The 10,606-nt window shown below is 52.9% G+C and carries 9 protein-coding genes; all 9 read right to left on the bottom strand.

What is annotated here, in order from left to right:
• Positions 1–136: 136 nt before the first annotated feature.
• Positions 137–943, bottom strand: a complete 807-nt coding sequence (gene wecB, locus HY768_05115; GenBank protein ID MBI4726589.1) for a UDP-N-acetylglucosamine 2-epimerase (non-hydrolyzing) — start codon at positions 941–943, stop codon at positions 137–139.
• Positions 944–1,151: 208 nt separating this feature from the next.
• Positions 1,152–1,577, bottom strand: coding sequence for a HEPN domain-containing protein (locus HY768_05110; protein ID MBI4726588.1), 426 nt, complete (start codon positions 1,575–1,577; stop codon positions 1,152–1,154).
• The gene (locus tag HY768_05105) at positions 1,564–1,881 is read right to left on the bottom strand and encodes a nucleotidyltransferase domain-containing protein (GenBank protein MBI4726587.1); all 318 of its coding nucleotides are present in this window, start codon (positions 1,879–1,881) and stop codon (positions 1,564–1,566) included. Before HY768_05105 ends, HY768_05110 begins: the two co-directional genes overlap by 14 nt.
• A 208-nt stretch (positions 1,882–2,089) precedes the next feature.
• Entirely contained in the window at positions 2,090–2,287 is a 198-nt protein-coding gene (locus tag HY768_05100) for a hypothetical protein (protein MBI4726586.1), read from the bottom strand.
• A gap of 128 nt (positions 2,288–2,415) precedes the next feature.
• Positions 2,416–3,678, bottom strand: a complete 1,263-nt coding sequence (wecB, locus tag HY768_05095; GenBank protein MBI4726585.1) for a UDP-N-acetylglucosamine 2-epimerase (non-hydrolyzing) — start codon at positions 3,676–3,678, stop codon at positions 2,416–2,418.
• A 296-nt stretch (positions 3,679–3,974) separates the two neighbouring features.
• Positions 3,975–5,168 carry a DegT/DnrJ/EryC1/StrS family aminotransferase gene (locus HY768_05090; protein ID MBI4726584.1) on the bottom strand — a complete coding sequence of 398 codons (1,194 nt, stop codon included), beginning with the start codon at positions 5,166–5,168 and terminating at the stop codon, positions 3,975–3,977.
• A gap of 180 nt (positions 5,169–5,348) precedes the next feature.
• Positions 5,349–7,229, bottom strand: coding sequence for a hypothetical protein (locus HY768_05085; protein ID MBI4726583.1), 1,881 nt, complete (start codon positions 7,227–7,229; stop codon positions 5,349–5,351).
• Positions 7,230–7,320: 91 nt separating this feature from the next.
• Positions 7,321–8,601: a helix-hairpin-helix domain-containing protein gene (locus HY768_05080; GenBank protein ID MBI4726582.1), complete on the bottom strand. Its 1,281-nt coding sequence runs from the start codon at positions 8,599–8,601 to the stop codon at positions 7,321–7,323.
• A 596-nt stretch (positions 8,602–9,197) separates the two neighbouring features.
• Complete coding sequence (gene ftsZ, locus HY768_05075; GenBank protein ID MBI4726581.1) at positions 9,198–10,352, bottom strand: cell division protein FtsZ; 1,155 nt, start codon at positions 10,350–10,352, stop codon at positions 9,198–9,200.
• Positions 10,353–10,606: the final 254 nt, after the last annotated feature.

Here is a 10,606-nt window from a genome sequence, read left to right as displayed (position 1 = left end):
ACGGTATTATTAAAAGAATCGATAGCATTCGATCACGATAATTCAACTGGTTTGCAAAATTATTTATAGGACTATCCTCCTGAAACTCAATGTTTGCGCGGATTGTTGTTTCAGGAAGATACAATTAACGCTTTTTTCAGGGTACATTCTTAAGCCCGCCTAATATCTTTTTTACAGGCTGTTGCACGTTGGGGTTCAAATGCACCGGATAGACCACCTGGATCTCGGGAAATTTCTGGGCAATCTTTTTTATCCCCCCGCAGATCTGCTCAAAACCCCCGCCAAAGCTTTCCCTTCTATGACCTGTTATCAACACCATTGTCGAATGTCCAATGTCGAATGTCGAATGCAACGATTTCAGTTCCGGGAACTCATCAAACTCTTTTGTTTTAGCCTTCTCGCGGACCATGTACAGCGCATCAATGACCGTATTCCCGGTTACGAATATCTTACTGTCTGCGATGCCCTCTTTCAGCAAACTTTGCCGGGCGGTTTCGGTGGGGGCAAAATGCCAATCGGCCAGGTGGCTGGTAAGCACCCGGTTCGCTTCTTCCGGGAATGGCGCATATTTCTGGTAGGTCCTTAAACCGGCTTCCACATGGCCGATCTTTATTTTATGGTAGAAGGCCGTCAATGCCCCGCACAGCACCGTAGTGGTGTCGCCCTGGACCAGAATGGCGTCCGGCTTATATTTGCCGAGATACCCGTCCAAAGCCAAAACCGCCCGGATGGTAAGCTGGGCCAGGGTCTGTCCGGGCCGCATTAAATCCAGGTCTGTGTCGGGCGTGATCCCGAAAACCGCCAGCGTTTCATCCAGCATTTTGCGGTGCTGGGCGGTGACGCAAACATCAACCTCGACCCGGAACTTTTTTATCAGTGCCATTATAACCGGCGCAAGTTTTATAGCTTCCGGTCGGGTTCCAAATATTACGGATATTTTCATTTAACCGATTGTTATGAAATTGTCACGCCATTACAATATGGTTGGTAGCCTTTTATAACCCCAACACAATAGCAGTAACAAGCCTAGGTTCCCTTTTTTCAAAGAAACGACAGGCAGGTTAAGCAATATTAGAGCCGCGTTTTAGTATGTTAGCTTTATGCCCTTGGTGCGGCTTCGTGTGGATAAAATCAGTGCTTATCTGCGGTAATCAGCGTCCAATGCCGTGTTCTGCTAGTCCTTCTTGCACCAGACCCAGCACCGCCTGTTTTACCTTCTCCGCTATGGCCAGGGCTTCCACGGCGTCCGCCATCGGGATGTCGTAGTACAGATCGTCGGGGTAGCGCACCTGGACCCCGTAGCTGGTCAATGTTTCAACCTCCGTCAGCGCGGAGGTAATGTCCGGAACAGCCTGCTCGCAAAGCTGGGCCAGTTCTTCCAGCGAGTGCGTCTTGGGGGCGGCGACTTGGTGATAGGTCAGCAGGCCTTTTAAATACTTCTCGGCGCATTGCTGAGCGTGAAAACATATGGTGTCGGTGGGCGGCGCCGCCATCAGCATGATCTGCCGGGCGGCTTTCAGGTCGTTTTCCGCCTTTAAGAACCAGGCCCGGGCCACATTGTTCTTATCGTCGTTCATACAGCACCCTCCCCTGATGGGCCGCCGGATAAACTATAGTGCCTACAATGTCCTTAAAACGTTCGAACTCTTCGGGCGTTTTCACTATGATATCCTTGGCCTGTCCCATGCCTTTAAGCGCCCGCCTGATGGGAATAGCCCGTTTATGGGGCGGGGCGTCGGTCTCCATAACCACCATTAAATCGATATCGCTGTCCTGGTCCGGGCTGCCATAGGCATAGGAACCAAATAGTATGATCCGCTCCGGCTGGAACAAGTCGGCGATCTTCCCGGCAATGACCCTTATGTTTTGCTCGGCATCCATATGGCCCCTTTATTGGTTTTGTGTTTCTAAAATTTAACCCTTGCTGTCCGCTGATTACCACAAATTACCGCAGATTTTACTTATATTTCATAGGGTAATACCAGGCAAGCCGATTTCTTGATCTCTATGCAGAGTTTACCCTGATGAATAGAAGGGTGTCTTTGCGTGAAAATAGTATCCGCGTAAATCAGCGTTTATCAGCCTCCCGTTATTCCCCCTTCTTCTCGCACTTTTTGCAGCAATACTTCAGCGCGATGGCCGCAATCAAAAACAACTGGGCCAGGTCAATGTACGTATGGTGCCGGATATCCAGGAACTCATTGGGCAGTATCCCAACCTTGGAAACGATCCCCACCAGCAGGCTTAACCCCGCCAGCACCAACATGGCCAATGATATTTTTTTCATCTCCCGTTCCTCTCTTTAAACAGTTTAAAGTTTGGCGTTTACTATTGCCGTTTACCGTTTACTGTTTATTGTTCATTGCTCATTGTTCATTGCTCTTTGCCTTTCGTTCGTTGTTCGTTGCCAATTGTTCATTGTTCATTGATAATTGTGTTGACTATCCGCTTCGCCGCCTTCCCGTCCCATCTGGGAATGCCCGTTTTCCGTTTTCCGTTTTCCGTTTTCCGTTTTTTTACCCTGAGCGGCGTCGAAGGGCTGCCTTCTGCCTTCTGCCTTCCCATTTCCCCATTTTTTAACTCTGCCTTCTGCCTTTTAATTTTGTTCCAAGCCTTAAGTATCGCCCCCGGCTTCGTGCCTATTATCTGATTGGTCCCCAGCCTCACCGTTACCGGACGCTCGGTATTCTCTCGCACCGTAAAGCAGGGTACGCCCAAAAAGCTGGTCTCCTCCTGCACCCCGCCGGAATCGGTGAACACGGCCAGGGCCCGGCTCTGCAGGCTTATGAAATCAAGGTACCCCAGCGGGGGAACTATGCGAAGGCCGGAATTCCCGTTCACCGTTCCCTGTTTGCCGTTTCCTGTTTTCTGCAATTTGCAATTTGCAATTTGCAATCTAAATTTTGCATTCGTATCCAACCGTTTCACCGTCCTGGGGTGCGCCGGAAATATTACCGTTACTTCTTTGGCTATCTTCCCAAAAGCCTTCAGTATCGGGGTCAGGACCTTCGGATCGTCTACGTTGCCCGGCCGGTGCAGGGTCAGCAGCACATAGGGCCTTATCCTGCCGGCTTCTTTCAGCCCCAGCTTGAACAATATTTTTTGATGTTTGATTTTTGATTTTTGATTTTTCAGCGTGTCTATCATCACGTTGCCAGCGAAGTATATTTTGTTTCTGGCGATCCCCTCTTTTATCAGATTCCCCTCGGCCTCGGGGCAGCTGGTGAACAAAAGGTTCGAGATGTGATCGGTCAGCACCCGGTTAAGCTCCTCGGGCATGGTGTTGTCGTAACTGCGCAGGCCGGCCTCCACGTGGGCCACCGGTATGCCTGATAGCTTGGCGGCCAGGGCGCAGGCCAGGGTGCCGGTGACGTCGCCCACCACCATCACCAGGTCCGGCCTTTCCTGGGCCAGCACCTTTGGGAACCTGTCCATGATCTCGTCGGCCTGCCCGGCCGGGGTCCTGGCCCTGACCCCCAGGAAGATGCCGGGCATGGGAAGCTTCAGGTCCTCAAAGAAGATTTTGGACAGCAGGTAATCGTAATGCTGTCCGGTGTGCACCAGTAAGACCCTGGGCCGATTAGCAGAGGGCAGGGTCTTAAAGGCCTTCAGCAGCGGCGCGGCTTTAACGAAATTGGGCCTGGTCCCGGCCACCAAGATGATCTTTTTATAGCGCATCTATTTTAAGATTTATTTCCCACTAAACAACACCCGAAATTTACCATTATTATTTTTTGCATTCATTAGTGTTTCTAGCGGGCAGGTTTCCGGGTACCCTTTCCCCACGCTTGCGCGCCGACATGAAATATACGAAACTACTCGAAATATTATTTTACAAATATTTTTTAGTGTCTTTTAGTGGGCAGGCACTTTATGTAAGAATAAATCCGCATTTATCGGTTAAAATCCGTGTCCCATTTGGTATTCATTGGGTGCCTTGATGTGTCTTTGTGGTGAGAAAATCCCCGTCCTGTCTACTTCCGATTGCCCACGATTACTTTTCTTAGGCCCGCTATCACGTCATCTATGTCATCCGTGCTCAGCCGGTTGTAGAACGGCAGGGTCAGCTGTCTCTCCCCCAGCCATTCGGCGTTGGGGAAGTCCCCCTGCTTGTAGCCCAAATACTCTTTGGCATAGCTGAACAGGTGCACCGGGGTGTAGTGGATGTTGGAGCTGATGTTCTCCTGCTGCAGGAGCTCTATCACTTTGTTCCGGTCGATGCCCAGCCTTTCCAGGTCCAGCAATACCGGATAGAGGTGCCAGCAGTTCCGGCCGTTGGGATCATCGTTCGGCAGGGTCAGCTCTTTAATGCCGGCGAAGCCGGCCCGGTACCGGTCGGCCATGGCCTTCCTCTTTTCGATGGTCCGCTCCAGCTTGCGCAGCTGGTGGATCCCCAAAGCCGCCTGCAGGTCCATCATATTGTACTTGTATCCGGGCTGGACGATGTCGTACTGGCGCTTGGCCCCGGGGGCATAGCGTTTCCAGGCATCCTTGTTCATGCCATGGAGCGACATGACCCTAAGTTTCTCCGCCATCTCACTGTCGTCGGTGGTGATGGCCCCGCCTTCGCCGGTGGTCACGTTCTTGACTGCGTGAAAGCTGAAGACCGTGAACCGGCTGATGCTGCCGGTCTTCTTGCCCTTATACTCGGTGCCGATGGCGTGGGCCGCGTCCTCGATCACCGTCAGCCCGTGCTTTTCAGCCAAAGCGGCGATGCGGTCCATGTCGCAGCTCCGGCCGGCGTAGTGCACCGGGATGATGGCCTTGGTTTTGGGAGTGACGGCTTTTGCTATCAGGGCCGGATCAATGTTGAAATCCTCTTTTCTGACGTCAACCAGCGCCGGCTTGGCCCCGGCATGCAGAATGACGTTGACCGTGGCGGCAAAAGTATAGGGGGTGGTGATTACCTCGTCCCCCGGGCCTATTCCCAAAGTTTTCAGGCACAGGAACAGCCCGGCAGTGGCCGAGTTCAGGGCTACGGTCTGTTTGGCCCCCACGTAGGCGGCCAGATTTTGCTCGAACCTGGCGGTCTTGGGCCCGGTGGTGATCCAGCCGGAGCGCAGGGAGTCCACCACCTCGTCGATCTCCTCCTGTCCGATGTCCGGGGGACAGAAGGGAAGCATGCTTTGGCGCCTGGGCCGGTTCAGGTATTTTGGGTCCTGTTTCATTTTTTATAATTTACGTTTAGTTGCTGCGGGTGGAAATGGGATCCGTCCGCCGGCTGGTGCTCTGGATATTTTTTGCCACAAAAAGCTCAAATGGTCACAAAATGCGGTTTTGCAGCCGTTTATGCCCAAATTGTTATTTAAGGATAAACTCTTAGTTAGTGTCTTGGTGGCAAAACCAATTCACGGCAAAGCAATTTCCAGCTGCAATTCCACCTCAGTCTTCCGGGCAGTTTCCTTATCAAAGTCCCTGATCTCCCGGGCCACTTTCAGATCCAGCTTGGCCCAGCCCTTAAAACTATATATTAGGACCAGCACATCACGGCGGCCTTGCCCCCACAGGGCGTGAAACGAGGCGTCGTTCAGGAGTTCCGGCTCGGAGGCATACAGCCGGGCATAGTAGCCTTGGATGTTGAACAGAACGCTTTGGCCCAATATGGAGATATTGCGTCCGGTTTTGTATTTCAAACCCAGATCAAGACACTCTCCCCGTTCCCTGGCCTGCAAGGCTGATATCCGGTAACCCGCCCGCTGGTAATGTCCGTAAAAGGTATGGCGGCGGCTGAGGTCCCAGGCCAGCGAAAGTTTGTAGGAGGTCTTCACCGCCAGGGCTTCAAAATCGTTTTGGCCTTCGGCGGGGTTGATCTCGTATTTCCCCTTTTGCCGCCAGCGCCAGGAAAGCCTCAGGTTTTTTATTATATCATTTTCGGCGGCAAATTCCAACAGGTAACCGCCCTGCCCTTTTGCTATCTGCCCTCCGGCCGATAACGGATGGAAAAGATAACCCAGGCCGCTGATCTTGGTCTTGAACGGCATTTTGGCGGTGGAGCTTATCACGGCCCCCTGCTCGTCCCGGCCCCCGTAATATTCCATGGCCCCGAACCTCGGCGCTTTGTAACCCTGGCCATAGCGGTAATAAGCGATATATGATTCGGCCGGGCCGCTGCGGAAGCCCAAGGCGGCGTTGGCGGCGGTCTGCCCCGCGCCGGAACCGGTCATTTCCGCCGCCAGCCATAATCCGGAAAACATCACTCTGGCATCTAACCCGGCCAAGCCGCGATAGTATAGGCTGTCGTTCAATCCGGGGAAATATGAAGCATGGCAGGCCGTAATTCCAGTCTCTATGGAGCGGCTTTGTTTCCAGCCCAGCCGGGCGGCCGCTATTCTTTCGAAAGCTTTGTTCTTGTGGGAATATTCCGAAGAATCGCGGTGATAGCCATCGGTGTAAACGTTGGCGATTTGTCCAACGGAGTCAAGTTTGGCATCTATTCTTTTATAGGAGACGAGCGTCAAAAAAGTGAGATCATACGGCAATTCAACCTGACCGGCCAGACCCCTTAAGAAGGCCGATTCGCTGCCGCTGTGATAAGGCTTGATGAGTTGCGCTGGTTTAAGATTAGCTTGAGTCCATCCGGCAGAAACTATGGCCCGCCCGCCACCGCCCAGAATCAGCCCCTGGCCTATCCGGGAACTGAAATCTCCCGCCAGCCAGGAATACCGTCCTTCGGGAACGTGATAATAAAGGCTGGCCGAGTAAAAATCCTTGAAACTCCCCTCTCCGGCATCTTTTTGAGCTTGGACAAACACTTCGTGATCCGGGAAAATATTTGCCGTAAACTTTTCCCGATAGTTCCAGGGAGAGTTGACATAATCGCCCGATTCCATTTCTTCAGACAAGGGCCAGGCCCTTTTGCCTTTAAGAGACGCTTTTACCAGCGGCTTTTTTGCCACAATTGTTCCGTCAACACAGGTGTAAGGCAGTATTGCTTCAAAAGCATTTTGGTCTATCACCGAATCCCGCACCAGCATTTCCGGCCGGCGGAGGTTTGGATTTTGTCGCAAATAATCGCTGATCCTCAAAGCCTGATAGGCGGTGATCCCCGGCAGCAGCAGCAGCTGATCCAATCCGGAATGATTCAGATTGACCGGATGGGCGCTGAGATACGACAGCTCATCGGCGTATTCCTGGATCAAAGCCTCATCCTCGGTTTCCGGAATTTCCTGGGACAAGAGGATGGCGGAAGGCAATAACAGCAATAATATCAGCAGGAGGCGCTTGGGCATATTTACAGTTTACAGTTTACCGTTTGCAGTTTGCAGTTTGCAGTTTGCAATTTTCACTTTGCATTTGCATTTAAAATATTAACTTGCTCAGTTATTCCGCCGTGATCAGCTCCTTGATCTTCTCAAACGTCTTCCGGCCGATGCCCTTGATGTTCATGATGTCCTCCACCTGTTTGAAGAGCCCGTGGGCAGTACGGTATTCGATGATGTCCGAGGCTGTGCTGGGGCCGATCCCAGGCAGGGCTTCCAGGGTTTTTTGATCCGCAGTATTCAGGTTGACCTTGGCCGCCGGTTGATAGGGCTTGAACTTCAGGTTGACGAAAGGCTCGATATTTTCCAGAGTGCGGCGGGAGATGCCCTTGATGTTCGCTAAGTCGTCCAGATGGACGAAAGCCCCGGCACTATCCCGCCAGGCTGCGATCTGTTCTGCGGTTCTGGAGCCGATCCCCGGCAATATTTCCAGTTCTTTGGCCGGGGCAGTATTGATGTCCAGTCTTAGAACTATTATTTTGGGAGCGGAATCGGAAGCTGCCCGGCTGATCTCTTCCGGCCAGGCGGTTTGTTTTAGGACATAGCAGACGGTCAAACAATGCCCCAGGCCCAGCGTACTGTGGGTCTTTACGGCGTAATCCAGTCTTATTTTTTTCATGAACAGACCCAGCCCAAAGCTGAAGGATGACGGCTGACTGGAAAATCCAGCCCTTAACGCCAGATGCTTGCTATATCTATATTCCTGGCCGAACCGTAATTGGGAATTATAACCGCGCTGGCTCTGCACCTGAAAAGCGTAGGTCAGCTGGTTCAAAAGGATGTAAGAGACGCCCCAGTCCAACCATTGGGCTATTTCCTGGCCGGAGCTGCCGATCCGGGGCCGGTTGATGTTCTTGGCCGCCGCGCCGAGGGTGAGATTTTCCAGGGGAGTTCCGATGACGCCCAGATCCAGTCCCAGAGCGTTGGCCGAGCTATAGCACTGAATGGACAGATTATAGCCCGAAAGCCCCAGCCCGAAGCCGGCCTGCTTAAAAGGCCTGAAGGACACTGCGGTTTTAAGGACATTCTCCCGGTACAGGGTGCTGCCCATGGTGCCAAAGCCGGCGGCCAGTCCCAGCTTGTTTTTTTGATAACCGGCCTGGGCCGAAGCAGCCGTCAGGTCGATCATCCCAAAGGGTATGGCGGTTCCGCTGCTGGCGGTCTGGACCGGGGCAAAACACGGCAGGGCCGGGTTCTCCATCCCGGCCGAAAGGTAATCCCCCAGGGCCACGCCGGCTCCGCCCATGCCCAGGTTGCGGGCATCGGTGTCGGTCTCCTCAAAGGCGGCAAAGCAGGATGAGGAGATCATCAGCGCCAAAATGCAGAGGGTTGTTTTTTTCATACAAGCATTGGTCTTTGTTTTAAAAATGCCGGGGAGATGGGTCCAATACAACCATTTGAGACTTCTGGAAAAGCGCCCTTTACCACGGAAACACTGAATTTCTGGAAAGAAATCAGTTGAGAATGAATATTGAAATGGTATTCCGTATTTCCAAAACTTCTGCCGCCTTATCGGCACCCCGCCACATGCGGTGGCGTGATTCAGTGGTTAGCTTCGCAGTGGTCTTCATTTATTATACAAAATATAAAAGCCCCGGGTCAAGCAAATTAAGGTTAGTAAGCAAAATACTTGGCACTAAAAATCCGCCCGGGCCTTTTGGCGGGCGAAGTAAATAGAACAAAAAAGCCCCATCCCATATTTTGGAATGAAGCTTTTCTGTAATGAATGAAAATCAAAACGGAAAAACCCGGCAGTAAATACAGGATCTACTGCCAACAACAAACCTTGAAGATCCCCCTAAAATTGGCCGTTTCAGGACATCGTAGCTATGAGCTATTTGCTATAAGCTGAAACCTGATCTATGTTCTTTAGTCCCTGTGTCCCCTAACAACTAACTAACCCCTAATAACTAATCCCTATCCCCTAATAACTAAGGATCAGTCCATCAATCTCCGCATATAGGTTGGGATCTCCAGGTCGTCCTGTTTTACCACGTCAACCCTCCCCTTGTTTACCACGGTCTGGGTTTGTTCCTTGCGCTGGAAGCTGGATTTGGCAGCGTTGTCCTTGCGGAAGATCTGGTTGAAGTCAATCCGGTTGGCGTCCGGGATTTCCTTCTCCAACTTGCTGGCGGGGTTGCCCAGCCCGGTGGCTATCACGGTGATGGTGATGCTGCCGTTGGAAGTTTCGTCTATCACAGTGCCGAAGATCAGGTTGGCGCTCTCGCCGGCTTCCTGGCGGATCTCCTTGGCCGCCTCGTCAATTTCGCACATGGTCAGGTCGTCGCCGGCCGAGATGTTAAGCAGCACCGCCTTGGCTCCCCTGATAGAAATTCCCTCCAACAGCGTGTTGTGGATGGCTTCCTGGGCGGCCACAATGGCCCGGTTCTCGCCCTGGGCCACGCCCACTCCCATCAAGGCGTCGCCCCGCTCCAGCATCACCGCCCGGACGTCGGCAAAGTCCACGTTGACTACTCCCGGCACCGTGACCAGGTCGGAGATGCCCCGGACCGCCTTGAGCAGGACGTCGTCGATGAGCTTGAAGGACTCGGTCAGCTTGGCCTGTTTGCCCACCACCGCCAGCACTCTCTGATTGGGGATGACGATCAGGGTGTCCACGTTTTCCTTGAGCTCCCGGATCCCTTCCTCGGCCTGCAGCAGGCGCTGGCGGCCTTCCCACTCAAACGGCTTGGTGACCACGCCCACCGTCAGGACCTGCATCTCCCGGGCCAGCTGGGCCACCAGGGGAGCGGCTCCGGTGCCGGTGCCCCCGCCCATCCCGGCGGCCACGAACAGCATATCGGTGCCCTTCAGCACCTCGGAGATCCTCTCCTTGTCCTCTTCAAAGGCCCGACGCCCGATCTCGGGGTTCCCGCCCGAGCCCAGGCCCCTGGTCAGCTTGGTGCCGATCTGCACGGTCTGTTGGGCCAGGGATTTGTTCAGTACCTGCATGTCGGTGTTGACCGCCACGAAATCCACCCCCTTAAGCCCGGCCTCGGCCATCCGGTTGATGGCGTTGCCGCCGGCCCCGCCCACCCCCACCACCTTGATGAAGCATTCGCCGGTACTGACTTCTTCTTCGAATTCCAACATGACCCGTCCTCCCTTTTTTGATTTTTCTTCATTGTTTGTTATTTCTCGGGCCGGCTCGGCCAAAGCCAGCGCTATTTGCCGGTCTAAAAACTTTTTTTCTTCGCTCATGGTATTTTCTCCCGTATATTTGTTTGCTTCTTAGTGCTTATTATTAGGAATCCCTGAAGCCGTGAATATTCGAAAACAGTGGGAACCATGATTAATTCCTGCTTTCCTGGCTTCCTTATAAAATCAATTCTTTGAACCGGAATCTT

It is taken from the genome of candidate division TA06 bacterium (genome assembly GCA_016208585.1).
GTDB lineage: Bacteria > Edwardsbacteria > AC1 > AC1 > EtOH8 > UBA5202.
The sequence above is the reverse complement of the archived record's forward strand: the minus strand, read 5'-3'. Positions and strand labels throughout refer to the sequence as shown.